This is a genomic window from Microbulbifer halophilus (assembly GCF_026183675.1).
Taxonomy (GTDB): domain Bacteria; phylum Pseudomonadota; class Gammaproteobacteria; order Pseudomonadales; family Cellvibrionaceae; genus Microbulbifer; species Microbulbifer halophilus.
This window is the reverse complement of the sequence record NZ_JAPIVK010000001.1, coordinates 46719-67198: the sequence shown is the minus strand read 5'-3', so window position 1 is coordinate 67198 and position 20480 is coordinate 46719. Positions and strand designations below refer to the sequence as shown.

The 20480-nt window shown below is 63.0% G+C and carries 13 protein-coding genes and 1 tRNA gene; 5 read left to right on the top strand and 9 right to left on the bottom strand.

Annotated features, from left to right (window positions below; all coding sequences use genetic code 11):
- Positions 1–13: 13 nt before the first annotated feature.
- The 4 genes from OQE62_RS00230 to OQE62_RS00215 are packed head-to-tail and all read right to left on the bottom strand — an operon-like array spanning position 14 to position 5202.
- On the bottom strand, positions 14–1045 hold the full coding sequence (locus OQE62_RS00230; protein ID WP_265719968.1) for a hypothetical protein: 1032 nt from the start codon (positions 1043–1045) through the stop codon (positions 14–16).
- 60 nt (positions 1046–1105) lie between these two features.
- Positions 1106–2104 carry a hypothetical protein gene (locus OQE62_RS00225; protein WP_265719967.1) on the bottom strand — a complete coding sequence of 333 codons (999 nt, stop codon included), beginning with the start codon at positions 2102–2104 and terminating at the stop codon, positions 1106–1108.
- Complete coding sequence (locus OQE62_RS00220; RefSeq protein ID WP_265719966.1) at positions 2091–4598, bottom strand: TcfC E-set like domain-containing protein; 2508 nt, start codon at positions 4596–4598, stop codon at positions 2091–2093. Before OQE62_RS00220 ends, OQE62_RS00225 begins: the two co-directional genes overlap by 14 nt.
- 46 nt (positions 4599–4644) lie before the next feature.
- Complete coding sequence (locus tag OQE62_RS00215; protein WP_265719965.1) at positions 4645–5202, bottom strand: hypothetical protein; 558 nt, start codon at positions 5200–5202, stop codon at positions 4645–4647.
- Positions 5203–5504: 302 nt separating this feature from the next.
- Here OQE62_RS00215 and gltX point away from each other — a divergent pair, with 302 nt between their 5' ends.
- The 4 genes from gltX (at position 5505) to OQE62_RS00195 (ending at position 11085) form a co-directional block, all read left to right on the top strand.
- Positions 5505–6980: a glutamate--tRNA ligase gene (gene gltX, locus OQE62_RS00210; protein WP_265719964.1), complete on the top strand. Its 1476-nt coding sequence runs from the start codon at positions 5505–5507 to the stop codon at positions 6978–6980.
- Between the two features lie 255 nt (positions 6981–7235).
- Positions 7236–7311, top strand: a tRNA-Ala gene (locus tag OQE62_RS00205).
- A gap of 174 nt (positions 7312–7485) precedes the next feature.
- Positions 7486–9219, top strand: coding sequence for an SLC13 family permease (locus tag OQE62_RS00200; RefSeq protein WP_265719963.1), 1734 nt, complete (start codon positions 7486–7488; stop codon positions 9217–9219).
- A 162-nt stretch (positions 9220–9381) separates the two neighbouring features.
- Positions 9382–11085 (top strand): DEAD/DEAH box helicase, encoded by a 1704-nt coding sequence (locus tag OQE62_RS00195; RefSeq protein WP_265719962.1) that lies wholly within the window; start codon positions 9382–9384, stop codon positions 11083–11085.
- Positions 11086–11402: 317 nt separating this feature from the next.
- On the opposite strand, the gene OQE62_RS00190 is transcribed toward OQE62_RS00195, so the two are convergent.
- Positions 11403–12329 carry a LysR family transcriptional regulator gene (locus tag OQE62_RS00190; RefSeq protein ID WP_265719961.1) on the bottom strand — a complete coding sequence of 309 codons (927 nt, stop codon included), beginning with the start codon at positions 12327–12329 and terminating at the stop codon, positions 11403–11405.
- Between the two features lie 338 nt (positions 12330–12667).
- Between OQE62_RS00190 and metE the strand changes: the two genes are divergently transcribed.
- The gene (gene metE, locus OQE62_RS00185; protein ID WP_265719960.1) at positions 12668–14899 is read left to right on the top strand and encodes a 5-methyltetrahydropteroyltriglutamate--homocysteine S-methyltransferase; all 2232 of its coding nucleotides are present in this window, start codon (positions 12668–12670) and stop codon (positions 14897–14899) included.
- A gap of 212 nt (positions 14900–15111) precedes the next feature.
- On the opposite strand, the gene OQE62_RS00180 is transcribed toward metE, so the two are convergent.
- From OQE62_RS00180 to OQE62_RS00165, 4 genes are all read right to left on the bottom strand, one after another.
- Positions 15112–17157 (bottom strand): amidohydrolase family protein, encoded by a 2046-nt coding sequence (locus OQE62_RS00180; protein ID WP_265719959.1) that lies wholly within the window; start codon positions 17155–17157, stop codon positions 15112–15114.
- Positions 17158–17275: 118 nt separating this feature from the next.
- The gene (gene nagA / locus OQE62_RS00175; RefSeq protein WP_265719958.1) at positions 17276–18448 is read right to left on the bottom strand and encodes an N-acetylglucosamine-6-phosphate deacetylase; all 1173 of its coding nucleotides are present in this window, start codon (positions 18446–18448) and stop codon (positions 17276–17278) included.
- A complete protein-coding gene (locus OQE62_RS00170) occupies positions 18402–19346 on the bottom strand; it encodes an ROK family protein (RefSeq protein ID WP_265719957.1) in 945 nt (314 codons plus the stop codon). The genes nagA and OQE62_RS00170 overlap by 47 nt, the downstream gene beginning before the upstream one ends.
- Entirely contained in the window at positions 19343–20470 is a 1128-nt protein-coding gene (locus OQE62_RS00165) for an SIS domain-containing protein (RefSeq protein ID WP_265719956.1), read from the bottom strand. Before OQE62_RS00165 ends, OQE62_RS00170 begins: the two co-directional genes overlap by 4 nt.
- Between the last annotated feature and the right edge of the window lie 10 nt (positions 20471–20480).

The window sequence follows — 20480 nt, the reverse complement described above, 5'->3', positions numbered from 1 at the left end:
TGCAGGAGGGCTCCTACTCTGGGGTGACGGTCAGGGTCAGCGTATCGGTATAGTGATTGTCTTCGGGGTCGCTCAGTTCGCTGGCGGGAATACGGACGGTTAGACGCATATTGTCGCCACCGTTGCAGTCGTTCTGGGGGTGGCCACTCCAGCGGCCATTGGTCGTCGCCATCCCTTCGGTCAACCTCCGCGGCTTGGGAGGTTGACCGATCCCCTGGACTTGCAGCTGGTAGTTGACCGAGTCGATACCCGCGCTGCCTGCCAGCGAGAAATTTCCCGCGCCGTTTTCACTCTCGGCCAGGATATTGAACGGCACGCCGCCGGAGGTGTGGACACAGAAACCCTGATCCCCCTCCGTATCGCCGGTGGGGTTCGCGTCGAGCTGCATATCGTTCAGGCCGCTGATGCGAATTTTCGTTGGCACCGTCAGCGTAATGGTAAAGGGTATTGGCGGATTCAGCAGTGCAGGTGCTCCACTTTGTCCCGCTGCATCTTTGCACTGTGGATTGCCACTCCACCATGTGCACTGGTAGAGGTGAAAATCGAAAGTGCCGCTATAGCTACCCGATGTTGCAGGGGTCGATGTCGGTAGTGAGACACCGAATTCCACAGGGGTTTGTTGCATATCCGGCGCCCCGGGAAAACGGGTATTGCTCTCTACACCGGGCGACAGGGATTCCGAACCGGCTGCGGGATGGGAAAAGGCCAGCGCGATAGGCAGGAAGTCTCCATTGGAGCCTGTCAATACCAGATGATTGCTATCTGTCGGTCCGTTTACCTCTACTGTATATCTGCCATAGCTACCTCCGCTCTGTGTTCCGCAATCCTCTACCGCCCACCAGGACCAGCAACTGCGGATCGAGAACCCGACTGCTCCCTGAATCGAGGTATCTTGGTAAAGCAGCTCGTGAGTTCTATCCAGGTCGCATACGCCGATGGCCATTTCCCCGAGCTCTCCGTCGCTTGCGAGATAGCCATTACAGGCGTACTTATTGGTGGAAATAGCCCGTTGCGCCAATACGTCGTTGGAAACGGCCCAGAACATCAACATAACTGGCAGAGAAAGTATTGGAGGAAGGCATTTGGTGTACAGTGACATTTCTTGTCAGTCCAGCGTCACGGTAAGTGTCAGGGTGTCTGTGTAGCTGGTGCCCTCGGCATCGGCAAATGCGATGGGTTGAATGCGGATACTGATCTCCATATTGTCGCCTTCCGCGATACAGTGTTCGTGGAGCCTGCCGGGCCAGGACTGGGTGGAACTCTGCCCCTCGAGTAGTTGCTCCGGGCTTCCCGATATAGGGCTCCCGACCCAGGCCCGATACTCGATAGTATCCAAGTCGGCCAGTTGGAAACTGCCGCTGCCGTGACCGCTGTCCGCCGCGATGCTGAACGGCAGCCCGCCCTGGCTGTAGACACAGAAGCTCTGTTCGGCCTGGATTAACCCGGCGGGATCGGCCGCGATCACCATATCTCCCAGGCCGCTGATACGGATATGGCGCTCGACCTCGATACTGAGATGAAACACTATCGGCTCCAGTTCGGTGGACAGGCACCAAAAACCGCCGCAGGGTTCCTGGTCGATTGAAAACATGAAGTTATCGCCGTAGGTGTCGGGCAGGGTGCCGGGGTCGATAGCCGGTATCGAAACCGAGAGTGAAACCGGCGACTGGGCACCCTGGGCGGCGCCGGGGAAAATTGCGCTGCTCCAATTGTTGGGTGGCAACTGGCCCGAGGTGCCACCGCGGGTGTAAGCGAGCGATATGGGGAGTTCGTCGCCGGTTTCCTGGCCGGTGAGCAGGAAGTTGCCGCTGTCGGCATTGCCGTCAATACGCACCCGGTAGCCGATGGCATTGTCGCAGTTGAAACCCAGGAAACCGCCACAACTGCGCACGGAGAACGGCAGATCTCCCTGGTGATTGGTGCCGTTGTCGTAGGGAAGCTCGGTAGCGGTATTTTCCAGACCGCACACGCCGATATTTTTGTCGGGATAGGATACCGCTGAGCCGTCGCCGCAGTCATCTCTGTTGTCGGACTGCGCGAGCGCCGGGCGGATGAGTGCCAGCGCCAACACCGCGGCCCCGATTGCCGCGCTAGTGAGCCGCATAGCTAGCACCATTGCGCTCGCACTTTGCCTCGGCCAGATCGATATCGCCGAGATTCAGCCAGTGCTTGCCGCTTTCCTGTTCGGGAATGTCCACGAGGCAGCCGTTCCACCGCACCGCTGGCGCGGTCAATTGGCGTGGATCTCTATACATTTCCATCTGGAATACGCCGTGCTCGTCTGCGACCGCGGTGTACTCGCCGATAGAAATCCTGGCTCCGGCCACCGGATCGCCACCGCGGACGATACGGCCGAGCACCAGGATAAGCGGCCTGATTTCGTACTCTGCGGACGTCACATTGCCCGGGTAGAGGGTGACGGTGTCCCGCCGCTCGCGGTAGTCGTAAAAGCCCTCCGCCAGCGGGCGCAGGTGGACGTCGTAGCTCTGGAAGGCGGGCAGGTTGATCACCGAGCGGCCGCCGCCGCGGGCGTAGCCGCGGCGCACGCCATCCACCAGCACTTCGAATTCCCGCTCCGGGCTACCGTCGATATCCACCATGACTGCACTGTTGGAGGTGCGCTCGCCGCCCCAGGCGGAGGCGTTTCCGTTACTCATGAAATTGGTGCTGAAGCTGCCGAGGTAGTTCAGGGAATCGCGCCCGCGCAGCTTGTTATCGCGGTATTCCAGCGTGGAGCTCAGGTGGCCGCGACGGCCGGAGACACTGGTGCGGCTGCCGACAAAGTACTCGTCGCGGGACACTTCACCGGAAAACTGCTGGTTCACCTCCTGTGCCCAGCGGTCTCCATCGTGCCAGCCGGCATTGAAGCCGGCGCGGGTGTCCTGGCCGTCCTCGCGGCCGCTGTCGCCGCGCAGGCGGGCGCTGTGATACCAGTGGTCGCCGCGATAGCGGAATTCGAAGGTCGCGGTGGTCAGCTGTTCGCCGTCGGCGTCACTGTGGGCCAGGGTGAAATGGCCGTTCCAGCGTCGACCGCGGAAAAAATCCCGGCGGTATTCCAGGGTGGTGAGGCGGTTGGACGACGCGAAGGCCTCGTCCAGGGCGAAATCGGGCGCGCCGAAGTAGAGGTCGCGGTCCTGTTCCGTATAGCGCAGCGACAGGCGCCCGCCGAGCAGGCCGCCGTTGAGCGTCATATTGCGGTAGTGGTAGCCGCGCCCCAGCAGGGTGTAGTCCCCGGTGGGGGTGTCCCGCCCGCGGTCGAGACGGGTCTCGGATGCGCTCAGGTTGAACAGCGGGGTTTTCATCAGTGCGTAGAGGCGATGGCCACTGCGGCCGCTGCGGGTGTAGATGGCGCTGGGGGACAGCTCCAGGTATTCGCCCACCCAGCGCCCACCCAGTTCGTACAGCCGTTCATCGGCGGTGGCAGCGACATTCGCGAAAGCGCCGGCATTGTCGAGCAGGCGCCGCGAGATGCCCGCCTGGGCGAACTCGTCGTCCAGCTGCTCCGGCAGTAGTCGGGTTTCGTCGACCCGGGCCGGCCGGCCCGCCTGGACCGCCCAGCGCCACTCTCCCGGCGCGGGCAGCAGCGAGTCCTTGGCGAAAAGTTGCCGGAACTGGCGCAGCGGGCGACCGCTCTCGTCGTAGGTGCGGATGTCCAGTTCGTAGGCGCCGCTGGGCAGGCCCGAGGTATCCAGTAACTGGTTGCCGGCCTCCAGCAATTCGCTGTGAATCAGCCGTTTGTCGCGGTAGATCTCCACCCGCCCGCGCACCGGCATGTTCACTTCCAGCGGGGCGCCCTGGCTGTAGCGGTTGTCGGCGCGGCTGTTGTTGGAACTGCGGTATTCCAGGCCGTACAGGTAGGGGGAGGCGGCAAAACTGCTGAGGCCGCCCTGCGGTTGCAGCAGTCCCGCCGAGTAGGCGCGGCCGCGAAAATCGCGCGTCCACTGCATCTGGTAGATCTGGGAGTCTCCCTCGTCGCTCGCCGCCCACTGGCTGTGCAAGCCGCTCTCGCCAAAGCTCAGGATGGAGTGCCCGTACAGGGAGGCGCTGCGGGAGTCGGTGCCGCCGCTGGTATCGACACCGGACCAGGTCCCGGTGAGGTTCTGGATAAACGAGAAGTCGCTGCTGGACTCCGGTAGGTAGGGATCCTCGATCGCCTTTTGTTGCGGCAGCAGTTCGGCGGCAAAAAACAGATCGGCGCGGAAGCGCCGCTCGTCGTAGATCAGGCCGACTGTCTCGGGCGCAAGGTAGCCGCAGTCCCGCTGTCTGGTGGTGTGACAGACGCGTCGGGAGTTGCGACGCAGGGGCGCGGACAGTTCGCGCAGCAACAGCTCGGGATCCACTGTTTCCGGCAGCAGTGCGAGCACTGCCGCCGGATTTTTGAAACGGAGTGTGTGCAGGTCCACTATCACACGGGCGGCGCCCAATTGGCGGCTGCCGTAATAGATATCCACGACCAGCTCCTGCGCTTCTGTCAGGTCCGCGAAGCCGTCCGGTGCGGCGGTGTCCAGTGTGAAGGCCGCGCTGGCTGCCGCGATCGCCGTGCTCGTCGGGACGCAGAAAGCCAGCGAAAGCAGTGTCCCCGCTATCGCGCGTTTCATAGATTACGTTGGAATCGCCCGCCGGCTAGCGACGGACTTTGCCGGTTTAGATAGCGCTTACGGTAACGGTCAGCGTATCTTCGAAGACGGCGTCGTCGGTGTCCTGCCAATCGTCGGAGTCCACCGAGACAAAGATACGGGCATTTTCGGCGCCACCGACGCAGTCGGACGCGGTCGCCTGGCGGGAAAAGCGGGTGCTGCCCATGGTGCCGTCGACACTGTCGGTGCCGGTGGTATCGGTGGTGTTGTTGGCAAAGGCCACGCCGTAGGGCACCACATCGCCGGCGGCGGTGCCGAGCAGTTCAAAGGCGTCCGTCCCGGTACCGCCGGTCGAACCGTTGGTGCTTTCGAAGGTGATGCTGTAGTCGTCGAAACCGAAACCGCCCACACAGATATCCTGGGATTCGGAAATATCCGCGTTGGCGTTGGCTTCCAGCGTCATATCCTCGAAGCTGTTCACAATGATGAAAGGCGTCAGGTTCAGGGTGATCAGAAAATCACCTTGCGACTCATTGGCGGTTGCCGCAGTGGGGTTGGTCGCAGCGGCGGCGTTGAGGGAAAGTGCCGTGGCGGCGACAGCGGCAAGTGTGCGAAGTGTTGTCATATCCAATACCCAAGGGTCCATTTTGTATTGATCGTTGCGCCTTGTTGCGGCGCTATTGGTAATCGCCGGAAACACAGGTCGAATTTAGCGTCAATAGTCGCCTCCAGCGTTATGGGCGCAATAATACGCACTTCGTGACGTAAGTCACGTTTTTTGTGGGGCATCTCGCGTTTTGCCCGATGTTATTTTGTGCAATTTGTTCGGTTGTACAGGTCCCGCAGGGTGGCTGGGCCCCGAGGCATTCTGGCGCTATAATCCCGCGCCTGAATTTGCACGCCGTTTCGACACCAACCAGGTTGACCATGACCGTAAGAACCCGAATTGCCCCTTCCCCCACAGGCGATCCTCATGTGGGGACCGCCTATATCGCCCTGTTCAACCAGTGCTTCGCCCGCGCCCAGGGCGGCGAGTTCGTGCTGCGTATCGAGGATACCGACCGGCAGCGCAGCACCCCGGAGTCGGAAAAGGCCATTCTGGACAGCCTGCGCTGGCTGGGGCTGGACTGGCAGGAAGGGCCGGACGTTGGGGGTGCCCACGGCCCCTATCGCCAGAGCGAGCGCGGCGATATCTACAAGAAGCACTGCGACGAGCTGGTGGAAAAGGGCCACGCCTTCCGCTGCTACCGCACGGGCGAAGAGCTGGAGCAACTGCGCGACGAGCTGCGCGAGGCCGGCCGCACCGCGCTGAAACCCAGCGACCTGGCCCTGCCGGAAGACGAGGTGGAGAAGCGCAAGGCCGCCGGAGAGCCCTACGTGGTACGCATGAAGGTGCCCGAGAGCGGCACCTGCGTTGTGGACGACCTGCTGCGCGGCCCCATCGAAATCGACTGGGCCCAGGTGGACGCGCAGATCCTGCTGAAGTCCGACGGCATGCCCACCTACCACCTGGCCAACGTGGTGGACGACCACCTGATGGAAATCAGCCACGTAGTGCGCGGCGAGGAGTGGATCAACTCGGCGCCCAAGCACAAGTTGCTGTACGAATACTTCGGCTGGGAGATGCCGGTGCTCTGCCATCTGCCGCTGCTGCGCAACCCGGACAAGACCAAGCTGTCCAAGCGCAAGAACCCCACCTCCATCCTCTATTACCAACGCGCCGGCTTCATGCCCGAAGCGGTGCTCAACTACCTGGGCCGCATGGGCTGGTCCATGCCGGACGAGCGCGAGAAATTCTCCCTGCAGGAAATGCTCGAGCACTTCGATATCCACCGCGTATCCCTTGGCGGGCCGGTGTTCGACGTGGAGAAGCTATCCTGGTTGAACGGCCTCTGGATTCGCGAGCTGGAAGACGAACAACTGGCGGACCGCCTGCAGGACTGGCTCTACAACCGCGATAACCTGCTCAAGGTGCTGCCCCACGCCAAGGGCCGCATGGAGACCTTCGGCGACTTCGCCCCACTGGTCAGCTTCCTGGCCGCCGGCCAGTTGCCGCTGACCGGGGACAGCTTCAGCGGCAACAAACTGGAAACCGACGAGCAGAAGAAACTGCTGCAGTTCGCCCTCTGGCGCCTGGAAGCCCTACGCACCTGGGAGAGGGACGACATCTTCCAGGCGATGAAGGCCTTGGCCAATGCCATGGACATCAAATTAAAGGACTTCAACGCGCCCCTGTTCGTGGCCATCAGCGGCACCACGGCCTCCTTCTCGGTAATGGACGCCATGGTCCTGCTCGGTCCCGACCTCAGCCGCGCCCGCCTGCGCCACGCCATCGACGTGCTGGGCGGCGCCGGCAAAAAGGTCCTGAAGCGCTGGGAAAAGGAATACGCCACTCTCGCCTGATTGCGGGTTGGTCGAACCCCCGGCCATGTCGGGGACGAACCCAGTGTTCGCCCGGGCGGGTCATCGGCCCGCTTGCGGGGCCGGAGCACCGCGCACCCGGGACCGCGTAGCTCCAGCGGCGCCGGACCGCAGGGCCCGTGAACAATAGCTGACACTCCAGTCTCTAACTAATTGATTAAAAAGTTGTTTTTCTAGTTGACAGGGGCCGGCGCGCTGTTAAAATGCGCCCCGCTTTCGACGGAAAGCAGACAATTCGGGGCCTTAGCTCAGCTGGGAGAGCGCAACACTGGCAGTGTTGAGGTCAGCGGTTCGATCCCGCTAGGCTCCACCAAACACGAAAAGGCCGCACTCGAAAGAGTGCGGCCTTTTTTTGAAGCACATCCCTGAGCTTCACCCTCCGGGACAGCTGAAGCTGACCAAAAGCGTTCCCGGTGCTTTTGTGTGTCCGCGGGAGTGAGATTTGGCATAATCCGCCTTTCGATGACCAAAGCGGCGCCCAGATTCCATGATTTTTCCCCAGCTCCTCGTTGCCGGCATTTTTATTCTGGTCGTGGTCGCGCTCATTTTTACCCGTTTCCGCGCCTCCATGGTCTTTTTCGCTGCCGCCGGGAGCTGCTTCCTGTTGGGCCTGGTACCCGCGGAATCCGTGTTGCAGAAGGTCGCCAACCCGGGGCTGGTTACGCTGGTTGCACTGCTGCTGGCCTCTGTGGGGCTGGAGAAGGCGCGTTGGCTGCGCGCCATCTCCACCGGGCTGATCGATGGTTCCCTGCGCGGAAGCCTGTTGCGCCTCACCGGTGCCACGGCGCTTTGTTCCGCTTTCCTGAACAACACCGCAGTAGTGGCGGCGCTGGCTTCCAGTGTCAAAGCCCAGCGGCACCTCCCGGCGGTGAAACTGCTGCTGCCACTCTCCTACGCTGCCGTCCTCGGCGGTACCCTCACGCTAATCGGCACTTCCACCAACCTCATCGTCAACAGCTTTGTGCTGGACCGGGGCCTGCCCGGACTGGATTTTTTTGCCTTCTTTCCCATCGGCCTCGCCGCGGCGCTGGTGGGGCTCGTGGTAATGTTGCTGTGTAACCGCCTGCTGCCCGAGGGGGAAGCGGTGGAGGAACCCGCGGCGGAGTATCTTCTGGAAGCGGAAGTGGTGGAAAATTCCCCGTTGCACGGCAAGTCGGTGGAGCAGAACGGCCTGCGCCAGTTGGAAACCCTCTACCTGATTGAAATCGTGCGAGCGGGGCAGGTGATCAGCCCGGTGGCGCCCACCGAAGTGGTGCGCTCGGGGGACAAACTGATATTCAGCGGTGATGTGCGCGACCTCGGCCGCCTGCAGGAAATCGATGGCCTACGCCTTTTCGCCCTGGAAGATGAAACCCTGGATCTCAATCTCACCGAAGTGGTGATAGCGCCCAGCTCCAGCATCATTGGCCAGACCCTGAAAAGTTGTAATTTCCGAACCCGCTTCGACGCCGCGGTAGTGGCTATTCGCCGGGGCGGTGAGAAGCTGTCCGGCAAGCTGGGGGATATGGAGCTGCACGCCGGCGATTCACTACTACTGGCGGTGGGTGCAGACTTTCGCCACCACTTGAATATTGATAAAAACTTCTACGTGATCAGCGGCAACAAAGTGCAGCGACAGCTCTCGCTGCGGGACAACTGGCTGCTAGGCCTGGGCTTTGCCGCCGTTGTGTCGGGTGCGGCGTTGGGGTATTTCTCACTGCTCAAGGGGCTGGTGGTTTTGTTGGGTGGCATGGTGGGCCTGGGTATCGTCACCACCGCGGAGTTGCAGCGGCGTTTTCCCTTCCAGATCTGGGTCATCATCGCCAGCGCGCTGGTACTGGCAGAGGCCTTCAGCGGCAGCGGCCTCGCGAATACCCTGGCCGGCGGCCTGCGCAACCTGGTAGAAGGCTGGGGGCCAATGGCGGCACTGGTCGGGATATTCCTGCTGACCCTGGCGTTTACGGAGTTGATGACCAACAATGCTGCCGCGGCATTGATCTTTCCCCTGGCCTGGAGCTTGGCCGAGAGCTTCGGTGTCAACTGGATGCCTTTCATCATGGCCGTGGCCTATGGGGCCAGCGCCAGCTTTCTGACGCCCTTCGGTTACCAGACCAATCTGATGGTGCAGAACCTCGGGGGGTACCACCTGAGGGACTTTGCTCGCGCCGGCTTGCCGCTTTCTATTGCCTACAGTATTACCGTGCTGTTTCTGCTGCCGATCGTGTTCCCTTTCCATCCGTAGAGATGTTTTTGGCTCTATTCACCCTGGCGCCACAGGTAGATATGCTTAAAAAGTATACTGCCTTTGGCCCCCAAACCTGCTAGACTGCGCGGCCTTTTGACCCCCGCCGCGGCTGTTCCCTCTATCCTGTAGAGACAGGCCTCGCATCAAGTGAATTCCGAAATGACCGATACCCCCGAGCCCGTTGGCTTTGACCAACTGGGCCTGCCCGCCGACATTCTCAGTGCCGTTGAAAAGCTGGGTTACGAAACCCCATCGCCGATCCAGGCGCAGACCATTCCCACACTGCTGGAGGGCCGCGACCTGCTGGGCCAGGCGCAGACCGGCACCGGCAAGACCGCGGCCTTCGCGCTGCCGCTGCTGGCGCAACTGGACCTGAAAGACAAGCGCCCCCAGGCCCTGGTGCTGGCGCCGACCCGCGAGCTGGCGATACAGGTGGCCGAGGCCTGCCAGTCCTACGCCGCGCACCTGAAAGGCTTTCACGTCGCCCCCATCTACGGCGGTGCCGATTACCGCAGCCAGATGAAACAGCTCAAGCGCGGCGTACAGCTGGTGGTGGGCACGCCCGGGCGGGTGATGGACCATATGCGCCGCGGTTCCCTGGATCTTTCCGGCCTGAAAACCCTGGTTCTGGACGAGGCCGACGAAATGCTGCGCATGGGCTTCATCGACGACGTGGAGTGGGTGCTGGAGCAGATTCCGGACGAGCGACAGATAGCGCTCTTCTCCGCCACCATGCCCAGGGTTATCGCCCGCATCGCCCGCGAACACCTGCACGAGCCGGCGGAAGTGAAGATCCGCGTGAAGACCGAAACCGCCGAGACCATCCGCCAGCGCTACTGGCCGGTGGGCGGACTGCACAAGCTGGACGCGCTCACTCGCATCCTCGAGGCGGAGCCGGTGGATGCCACCATCATCTTCGTGCGCACCAAGAACAGTACCGTGGAACTGGCGGACAAACTGGCCGCGCGCGGTTTTGCCAGTTCGGCACTGAACGGCGATATGGCGCAGAACCTGCGTGAGGCCGTGATCGATAAGCTGAAGAAAGGCAAGCTGGATATCGTCGTCGCCACCGACGTGGCGGCCCGCGGCCTGGACGTGAAACGTATCAGCCACGTGATCAACTACGACATCCCCTACGACAGCGAATCCTATATCCACCGCATCGGCCGCACTGGCCGCGCCGGCCGCGAGGGGGATGCGATCCTGTTTGTAACGCCGCGGGAGCGGCGCATGCTGCGGGTGATCGAAAAGGCCACCAAGAAACCCATCGAGCAACTGGAGTTGCCCAGCGCCGACCAGGTAAACAGCGCGCGCATGCAGCGGTTCCGCGAACGCATTACCGCCACCCGCGAGGGCGATACCGACCTGGCGCCCTACCGCCAACTGGTGGAGGAATACCTGGCGCACAACGAGGCGGATCCGCTGGATGTCGCGGCGGCCCTGGCTGCCATGGCCCAGGGCGACCAGCCGCTGCTGATCCGGGAGATGGAGCGCAAGCCGCGCGAGAAACGTCAACGCGACGACTTTCAGGAAGGGGGGCGCAAGAAGAGCAGTCACGAAAAAGACAAAAAAATGCCGCCGCCGGACGAGGGCCTGGAGCGTTTCCGCATCGAAGTGGGTCGCGAGGCCGGTGTGAAGCCCGGCAATATCGTCGGTGCCATCGCCAACGAAGTGGACCTGGACAGCTCCTATATCGGCCGCATCGAAATTTACCCCGGCTATACCACCGTGGACCTTCCGGAGGGCATGCCGAAGGAAATCTTCCAGCACCTGAAAAAAGTGCGGGTGGCCGGCAAGGAGATGCGAATTTCGCGCCTGAAAGAGGGCGGCGGCAAGCCGAAAAAACGCAAAGTCGGAAAATAACCCGGGCTCCCTGTGGAAGCCTCCTTGCAGGCGCAAAAGACCGGGGCCCTTTAACCATTCGCTTGCAGGCAAGCGCCTGCGGTCGAGTCCATGGATTGAACGGGCCCGGTCCTATTTCTGTTTTATCCACGGCAAAAAATGCTGCCGTTCGGTAGGGTGCGCGCGGCGCGCCCTACGCCTATAGGAACCTTGCTTGCAGGCAAAAGGACCGGGGTCCTTTAAGCATTCGCTTGCAAGCAAACTTCTACAGTCGAATTCGTTGATTGAATAGGCAGCGCCAGCAGCTGAATGCAGATTGCCATTGAAACCCGGATACTTCATACGCCGCGAATCCCGTTCAGGTTGGCAAAGCAGGTGGCGCGCGCCGTCTCGAAAAAGTCCCGTAGAAAAGCCTGTTCCAGCATTTCCTCGCGCACGGCGGCATAGAGCTGGCTCCACAGGCCCTTTTCCCCCAGTTGCAGCTGTGCGATCAGGCCTTTCTGCCCCTTCTGCAGATGGTCGTGCAGCGCCCAGTTCGGCAGTGCGCAGACGCCGCGGCCGCTGACCACCAGCTGCACCATCATCACCGTCAGTTCCGCCGTGCGCACATGCGCCGGTTCCACATCGGCGGGATCGAGAAAGTGCTGGAAGATATCCAGCCGCTCCCGCTCCACCGGGTAGGTGATCTGCACTTCATCTGCCAGGTCTTCCGGCGATACCCAGCGCCTGCCCGCCAGTGGATGTCGGCGGCTCACGGCCAGGCACATCTCGAAACGGAACAGCGGCTCGTAGTGCACCCCCTTGAGCGACTCGTCCGGGTTGCTGGTTACCACCAGATCCAGGTCACCGCGCACCAGTGCCGGCAGCGGCGCAAAGTGGAAGCCGCTGGACAGGTCCAGCTCCACCTCCGGCCAGTCGTCCCGGTAGGCGTCCAGGGTGGGCATCAGCCATTGATAGCAGCTGTGGCACTCGATGGCGATGTTCAGCCGCCCGGCCTGGCCGGAGGCCAGCCTGGAGAGATCCCGCTGCGCCACCGCCACCCGCGGCAGCACCTCGTCCGCCAGCTGCAGCAGCCGCAGCCCGGCGCTGGTAAAGCGCAGCGGCCGCGACTTGCGCACGAACAGCGCCTGCTCGTGCCGCTCCTCCAGCTCGCGAAACAGGTGGGACAGGGCCGACTGGGTGAGGTGCAGCCGCTCGGCGGCGCGCACCATGCTGCCGGTCTCCCGCAGCACGCTCAGGGCACGCAAATGGCGCAATTCAATCATCTTTAGAAATATTCATGTTTTGGGCAAAAAATATGAAATTGATTGAATATCACCATGGGCGCAGAATCAACCCCGAATTGCCAACCCTTGGCACTCCTCTCCCGCCGGGACAAATTTGACGGGATCAAATTTGGGTGCCGAAGGCGCCCGCGAAGCGGGCGAGCGCCAGGGATGGCGCGAGTCAGAGGGGCCGGGGGAGAGGGCGCGCCGGCAACGCCGGCGCCAGGACGACATCGTCATTCCGGCGAAGGCCGGAATCCAGTGGGGGCCGATCTGGATACCGGCCTGCGCCGGTATGACGATCCAATGCAGAGAATCAACGACTTTGGGGAATACGGATGACACAGACACATATCCTCGGCTACCCGCGCATCGGCGCGCAGCGCGAACTGAAAAAGGCCCAGGAGGCCTACTGGCGCGGCGAAATCTCCCAGCGGGAGCTCCTGAAAGCCGGCGCTGAGGTGCGCCGGACCAACTGGCAGGCGCAGCGCGATGCCGGCCTGGACTTCGTCACCGCGGGTGATTTCGCCTGGTACGACCAGGTGCTGAACCACACGCTGATGTTCGGCGCCGTGCCGGCGCGCTTTCGCGAAGGTGCCGCCGACAACAGCCTGGACCAGTATTTCCGCCTGGCCCGCGGCCGCGCGCCGTCCGGCGAGCCGGTGGCGGCCAACGCCATGACCAAGTGGTTCGATACCAACTATCACTACCTGGTGCCGGAGTTTGCCGCCGACCAGGCTTTCGAACTGAACAGCGACTGGCTGCTCGACGAAGTGTGCGAGGCGCAGAAGCAGGGACACAGGGTCAAGCCGGTGGTGATAGGCCCGCTGACATACCTGTGGCTGGGGCGCGCGGAGGGAGATGCCCTGGCGCTGCTGGAAAAACTGCTGCCCTGCTACGAGCAGTTACTGCAGCAACTGGCTGAGGCCGGCGTCGACTGGGTACAGATCGACGAGCCGATCCTGGGCCTGGACCTGCCGGCCCAGTGGCGCGACGCCTTCGCCCCCGCCTTTCAAAAGCTGGATGCGGCCGCGCCGGTCAAGCTGCTGCTGGCCACCTACTTCTCCCCGCTGCGGGAAAACCTGACCCTGGCGTTCGGCCTGCCGGTGGCCGGTGTACATATCGACTGTGCGCGCGCGCCCGAGGAACTGCCGGAAGCCGCCGATGCCCTGGGCGCGGAGCAGGTGCTGTCCGTGGGCGTGCTGAATGGCCGCAATATCTGGCGCGGCGACCTGGGCAAATGGCAGCGCCAATTGCAGCCGCTGGCGGAAAAACTGGGCGAGCGCCTGTGGCTGTCCGCCAGTTGCTCGCTGCTGCACAGCCCGGTGGATCTGGAGACGGAAACGAAACTTCCCCCCGAACAGTTGCAAAAATTGGCCTACGCGCGCCAGAAACTGGACGAACTGCAGCAACTGCAATCGCTGCTGAACGGCGAGAGCGATGCAGAGATTGCGCCGGCGGCCGATGCCGACGTGTCCGCCTCTGTCGCCGAAGAACTGGCCGATACCTGGCGCGCGCAGCCCTACGCCGAGCGGGCCGCATTGCAGCGCGAGAAACTGCAGTTGCCGCTGCTGCCCACCACCACCATCGGCTCCTTCCCGCAGACCGACCTGCTGCGCAAGACGCGACGCCAGTTTCGCAGTGGCGAGATTTCCGAACAGGACTATCTGGACCACCTGCGCGCGGAAATCGCCGAGGCGGTGCGCCGCCAGGAAATCCTCGGCCTGGATGTGCTAGTGCACGGAGAGGCGGAACGCAACGATATGGTGGAGTATTTCGGCGAGCAGTTGGACGGCTTCGTGCACACCGGCAACGGCTGGGTGCAGAGCTACGGTTCCCGCTGCGTGAAACCGCCGATCATTTTCGGCGATATTTCGCGGCCGCAGCCGATGACAGTTGAATGGAGCTCCTACGCCCAGGGCCTGACGAAGAAGCCGGTCAAGGGCATGCTCACCGGGCCCGTGACCATCCTCAACTGGTCCTTCCCGCGCGAGGACATCCCGCGCAGCGAGAGCTGCCTGCAGATTGCCAAGGCGCTGCGACAGGAAGTCCTCGATCTGGAGGCCGCGGATATCGGCATCATCCAGATCGACGAGCCGGCACTGCGCGAGGGCGTGCCGCTGCGCGAGTCCGAGCACAAGGGCTATTTCGACTGGGCGGTGGCCTGCTTCCGCTACACCTGCAGCAAGGTGAAACCGGAAACGCAGATCCACACCCACATGTGCTACAGCAACTTCAACGCGATCATGGACGCGATCGTGGCGCTGGATGCGGATGTGATCACCATCGAGTCCGCGCGCTCGGATCTGCGTTTGTTACAGGCCTTTGCCGGCGGGCAGGGCGGCTACCCGAACGAGATCGGCCCGGGTATCTACGATATCCACTCGCCCAATGTCCCCGAGCGCGAGGAACTGGTGGCGCGGCTGCAGAAAATCGCCGAGGCGGTGCCGGCGGAGCGGCTCTGGGTCAACCCGGACTGCGGCCTCAAGACCCGCAACTGGGCCGAGGTGGGCTCGTCGCTGCTGAATATGGTGGAGGCGGCGCGCGCGGTGCGGGCGGAGTTGGCCTGATCGCTTGGGGCGGCTGGCAGCCCGGTTTGGGCGAACACAAGGTTCGCCCCTACAAGTCCCTTCCGCTATTCCGGCGATACCCGACTTTAGGTTGTCTGTAGGAGCGGTCCGGCCGCTCCTGTAAGAAAGGTCGGGAACGGTGATATGTAGGAGCGGCCCATGGCCGCGATGGGATCGCGGCTATCGGCGGGGCCGGTCGCGCCGCGATACGCTTACTTGGTGGCGATCACGGACCCTTTACCCAGGTCAAACGCCAGCGACTCGTAAAACGGCTCTATGCCCAGCGCCTCGTAGAGTTCGTCCGGCTTGTAGAGGTTCTGCCCCTCGATCACCAGCGCCGTGTTGCGCAGCGCGCGGATATCCTCCAGCGGATTGCCGTCGAGCAGTACCAGGTCCGCATCCTTGCCCAGGTCGATGCTGCCGGTCCGCTTGGCGGCACCCACCACCCGCGCCGGTTCCAGTGTCGCGGTGCGCAGCACGTCGGCGTTGGGGATGCCCGATTCGGAATAGAGTTCCAGTTCGCGCAGCAGGGTGAAGCCGGCCAGGCCGTCGGTGCCGGCCACCATGCGCACCTTGTGTTCGTGCAGTTTGCGCACCATCTGCAGCAGTGCCGCGGTGGAATGGTGGTAGTCGTCCCGGTGTTGCGGCTGGATATCCAGCTCGGCGCCGACAAACCGGCGGCGCAGGTTCACCGGCAGGTGGTCGGCGATACCGGTGTATTCCGGGTCTAACTGGCCGGCGCGGCGCTGCAGCATGGAGCGGAAAATCGTCAGGGTGGCGTCCACGACCGTGCCCTTGGCGGCCAGCTTGTCGAGAAAGGCCGCCACTTCCGGGCTGTCCAGGTCCAGTTCGTGGGCGTGTTCGCCGACTTCGGTAAAGCGCAGCTTCTTGCGCGTGTCGATGGCCCCCATAAAGTTCAGGAACAGCATATTGATATGCTGGATCTCGTCGAAGCCGGCATCCACTGCCTGTTCCGCGGTCATGAATGCCGGTATGTGTCCTGAAAGGCGCATCCCCCTGCTGTGGATATGCTCGGCCAGCGGTGCTATCCACTCCGGTTCCATGGAGCTGTAGGTCTTGATCTGCCCGTAGCCGCGCTCCGCGTACCAGTCGACGATCTCCCTGGCGTGTTCCAGGCTGGTGGCGGTCTTGCCCAGGCGCATGGCGTTCTCGCTTTCCCGGTCCATAAAGCCGGCGCGGTAGACCTTGCCACCGATTACCTTGTCGGAGGCGAACTGCTCGCTGACCCGCATGATATTTTCGTGGGTGTTGCCGATATCGCGCACATTGATCACGCCGGCAGCCATATTCAGCGCGCCGTCCTGCAGGCTCAGGTGGCCGTGCATATCCCAGAGGCCGGGGATCAGCGTCTTGCCTTTTGCATCGATAACCGTAGCGTTTTTTTTGGCCTCGATCGGCGTTTTGCTGATGCGGCGGATCTTGCCACCCTGGATCAGCAGGTGGCGGTTCGGCAGCAGTTGGCCCGCTTCTACATCCACCAGGTCCACATGCTCGAGCAGTATCGGCGCGGCGGATTTGTGGGTGTGTTTGGTGGCCAGCTTCTGCAGGTAGGCATCGGCGGCGCGCACTTGGCGCTGCTTGAGCTCTTCCAGGTGGGACTTGTCCCAGCCTTTGCGCAGTATCGCAAACCAGCCACCGCTGTCGGAGGCGAACAGGTCGCCGTCGGCGTCGTACCAGGCCAGTTCCGGTGTCAGTGACAGGCCGCTGACGCCGTAGAGGTAGACGGTCTGTTTTTTATCGCCCTGCTCCAGGGTGAGTTCGTCCAACTGGTGCAGGCTGGCGCTGCCCTGGGGTAGCAGATCTACGTGCTGGTCGTCGTCGGCGAGCAGCGCCCTGACTAGCTGTGCGCTGAGCGCCAGGGTCTGGTTCTTGGGTACATAGAAGTGGGGGCTGGATATTTCGGCGCTGCCCTGTTCGTCGCTGCCGGACCAGGACGCGGTTTTGCCCTCGATCGAAAATTGCTCCTCTACCGGTGCGCCGAAGGGACTGATACCGGAAATCTGCAGCTTCTGAGGCATTTGCTGCGCGTCGACGTGGAAGGATTCCTCCAGTTTCAGGCGGCGGTTGTTCCAGCCCAGTTTCAATTGGCCTGAGACTTCCGTTCCGTTGCGTTCGACGATTTCGCCGCCGGCGACGCCTTCCTTGTCGTAGAAGACGTACTCGAGGGTGTCGGCGTGGAGACTGCCGCTGAGTGTGAGCAGGGCCGCGGCCAAGGCGGCGGAGATATTGTGCTTCATGGTGTTTCCCTTGTTATTAGAATGGCAAGGTAAGCATGCAGTCTTTTGCCGGAAAATGGTAAACGGAGGCGATTGGTTGCGCCTGTGGCGCGATCAGTGGAATCCGTAGGGGCCGCTCCTACATGTTGGTTTCGGTCGGGTTGTCGTAAATCCATTCGCCGCGATGCAGCGTCGCCCGCACTTGCCCGTCGTCGTCGAGCACGGCAATATCCGCATCCTTGCCGGTGGCGATGGAGCCGGTGTGGTGGTCGATGCCGAGAAACTGCGCCGGCGACAGGCTGGCCATATGCACCGCGTCGCGGAAGTCGATGCCGGCCAGTTTGTGCAGGTTGGCGGCGGCCCTTTCCAGCGTCAGGGTGCTGCCCGCCAGCGAACCGCTGTCGGTCCTGGCGATACCGTTTTCCAGTGCGACTTCCATCTTCCCCAGCGTGTAGCGCCCGTTGGCGAGGCCGCCGGCGTTGATACAGTCGCTGATCAGCGTAATTTGCTCCCGCTCTTTCAGCTTGCAGATCATCTGCAGTATCGCCGGGTGCAGGTGTACGCCGTCGGCAATCACTTCCACATTGGCGTCGTCCATCAGCACCGCGCCGGTACAGCCCGGTTCCCGGTGGTGGATGCCGCGCATACCGTTGAAAACGTGCACGCCGCCGCAGGCGCCGGCGTGCAGGGCGGCGCTGGTCTGGTCGTAGTTGGCGTCCGTGTGACCGAGCATGACCCGCAGGCCCTGTTGCCGCAGGTAGCCGATAATTTCCCGTGCGCCTTCTATCTCTGGCGCCAGCGCCAGCACCTTCAGCTGGCCGTGGGAGGCTGCAATTAGTTGGTCGATGCGATCGCGGGTGGGGGCGAGAAAATAGCGCTCGTTGTGGGCGCCCTTGTGCTCGTTGGTAAAAAACAGCCCCTCGCTGTAACCGCCCAGCACCCGGGCGCCGGGCATTCGCATCTGCGCGGCGCGGCCGAGGGTGTCCATCGCGGCCAGGGTTTCCTTCCAGGAACTGGTGACCGTGGTGGCGAGAAATCCGGTTACGCCGTGCGCGGCCAGGGAGCGGGAGATGGTGGCCATGGAATCCATGCGCGCGTCCATCACATCGCAACCCTCGCGGCCGTGGATATGCAGGTCGATCAGGCCGGGGATCAGCGTTGCCTCGCCGAGATCGATCAGCGGCAGTTCCGGATCGGGCTGCGCGGCTATCGCGGCGATCTTGCCGTCGCGGATCTGCAGGTAGTGGTATTTGTAATCCCGTTCTTCAGCCAGGATCTGTTTCGCTTTCAGGCAGTAGTTGTTCTGATTCATGGCTCTGTACAAGCAGGGCGGCGCCGCGCGCGCCGCTGGCGTCGCCGAATTTCGGCGGTGCCAGGGCGGGAGCGCGGAAGCCGGAAAAAAGGTGTTGTTCTATCGTGGCCGGCAGCCGCGTATAGAGTTCTTCGATATGGGACAGGCCGCCGCCGAGCACGATGATGTCCGGATCGCAGGCCATCGCCAGGTTGGCGAAGGCGGCGCCGAGCAGGTCGAGGAAAACTTCCATGGTGTGTGCCGCTGCGGCCTCGCCGGCACGCCAGCGCTGCACCAGTTGCGGCACCGTCAGCGACTGCGCGGCAAAATGCCGGTGCAGCGATACCAGTCCGGGGCCGGCGATATAGCTCTCCATACAGCCGCTGAGGCCACAGCCGCAGGGCAGCAGCGGCAGCTCGTATTTCTGCTGCAGCCGCGCCGGTAGTTGCTGGTGGCCGTACTCGCCGGCGATGCCCTGGCGGCTGCGGTAGAGCTCACCGTCCACCACCAAACCGCCGGCGGCGCCGGTGCCGAGCACGGCGCCATACACATGGCGGTGGTCATTGCCGGCGCCGCCGCGGGCCTCGGACAGCGCGAACAGGCGGCAGTCGTTCTCAATCGCCACCGGCCGCCGCAGCCGTTCTCCCAGCGCGCGGGCCACGTTGCGGCCGCTGGCGCAGGGCACATTGGCGGACAGGGAGCGGCCGTCACGGTCCACCAGCCCCGGCATACCCACGCCCAGCGGCGCGGCAGTGCCGTGTTGGCGATCGGCGCTCTCGACCAGCTCCACCAGCGTGTCGATAAAGGCCCGGAAATCGCCGGTGGGGGTGTCGACGCGCCGGCTGTCGAGTTTGCGCAGCTTTTGGTTGAAGCGCGCAAACTCGATCTTGGTGCCGCCGATATCCAGGCCGTAAATCACTGCGCGGCCTCCGGCGTGAAAGGGTGAATGGTCACACCCTGCACCACCCGGTTGACCTCACCGCTGGGGCAGGGATTGTCCGGGGTGATGTCGAGGGCCAGGCACTTGTAGAAGGCCAGCAGCTGCGCGCAGAGGATATAGGGGAAAGACAACCAGGCGTCGTCGAGGCCTGCCGTGTCGAACAGGTCCGTCGCGGAGAAGATCCACGGGCTGGTGCCGTCCCGCTGCAGCTCCCGGTAGAGATCGTCGTCGTAGCGGCCGGTGTAGTCGTCGCCGCTGGCGAACAGCATTACCAGGGTGCGCTCGTCCACCATGGATTTGGGGCCGTGGCGGAATCCCAGCGGGCTCTCCGCGTGGCAGTCGATCTGGCCGGCGGTCAGCTCGAGCATTTTCAGCGCGGACTCGGTGGCGATGCCCTTGAGGCCGCCGCTGCCGAGAAAGGCGATGCGGTGGAAGTCCAGTTGTGCCCGCTCGCGCAGGGTTTGCTGTTGTGTCTCCAGCAGGTCGCTGCCGGCGGCGATGGTTTTTTCCAGTTGCCGGGTATCGGGGCTGAACAGCGTCAGCGTGGCCAGCATCATCGCGGTAAAACTGCTGGTCATGGCGAAGCTCCGGTCCAGTGTTTCCTCTGGCATCAGCAGCGAATAGCTGTTGTCGCGGCCCGCGGCGCGCTCCGCCAGTTCACCGTCCGGATTGCAGCTGACCACCATGTGGTAACAGTTGTCTACCAGCTGGTCCGCCAGTTGGTAGGCGCCGACGCTCTCCGGACTGTTGCCGGAGCGGGCGTAGGACACCAGTAGCGTGGGGTAGTCCGGCAGCAGGTACTGGTCCGGGTTGCCCATCAGGTCGGTGGTACTGATGGCCTCCACCGGCCGTGCCAGTTTGCGGCTCAGGTAGGGGGCCAGGGTTTCGCCGACATAGGCGGAGGTGCCGGCGCCGGTGAGCACAATGCGCAGCCGCGGCTGTGCCAGCAGCGGCGCCAGCCAGGCCTCCAGGTCGGCGCGTTGGTTGTCCACCAGGTCCGCGACCCGCCGCCAGGTCTGCGGCTGTTGGGCGATCTCCCGCGCGGTCCAGTAGCCGTTGCGCTCGCGCAGTTGTTCGGGATCGATAGCGAGGGTGGATGACATGAATAAACCT

Excerpts from the sequence above, each read along its gene's own strand:
- OQE62_RS00180 (WP_265719959.1), bottom strand. The coding sequence starts at position 17,157 with ATGAAGCACAATATCTCCGCCGCCTTGGCCGCGGCCCTGCTCACACTC.
- OQE62_RS00220 (WP_265719966.1), bottom strand. The coding sequence starts at position 4,598 with ATGAAACGCGCGATAGCGGGGACACTGCTTTCGCTGGCTTTCTGCGTC.
- OQE62_RS00165 (WP_265719956.1), bottom strand. The coding sequence starts at position 20,470 with ATGTCATCCACCCTCGCTATCGATCCCGAACAACTGCGCGAGCGCAAC.
- OQE62_RS00225 (WP_265719967.1), bottom strand. The coding sequence starts at position 2,104 with ATGCGGCTCACTAGCGCGGCAATCGGGGCCGCGGTGTTGGCGCTGGCA.
- OQE62_RS00200 (WP_265719963.1), top strand. The coding sequence starts at position 7,486 with ATGATTTTTCCCCAGCTCCTCGTTGCCGGCATTTTTATTCTGGTCGTG.
- OQE62_RS00190 (WP_265719961.1), bottom strand. The coding sequence starts at position 12,329 with ATGATTGAATTGCGCCATTTGCGTGCCCTGAGCGTGCTGCGGGAGACC.
- gltX (WP_265719964.1), top strand. The coding sequence starts at position 5,505 with ATGACCGTAAGAACCCGAATTGCCCCTTCCCCCACAGGCGATCCTCAT.
- nagA (WP_265719958.1), bottom strand. The coding sequence starts at position 18,448 with ATGAATCAGAACAACTACTGCCTGAAAGCGAAACAGATCCTGGCTGAA.
- OQE62_RS00195 (WP_265719962.1), top strand. The coding sequence starts at position 9,382 with ATGACCGATACCCCCGAGCCCGTTGGCTTTGACCAACTGGGCCTGCCC.
- OQE62_RS00215 (WP_265719965.1), bottom strand. The coding sequence starts at position 5,202 with ATGACAACACTTCGCACACTTGCCGCTGTCGCCGCCACGGCACTTTCC.
- OQE62_RS00230 (WP_265719968.1), bottom strand. The coding sequence starts at position 1,045 with ATGTTCTGGGCCGTTTCCAACGACGTATTGGCGCAACGGGCTATTTCC.
- metE (WP_265719960.1), top strand. The coding sequence starts at position 12,668 with ATGACACAGACACATATCCTCGGCTACCCGCGCATCGGCGCGCAGCGC.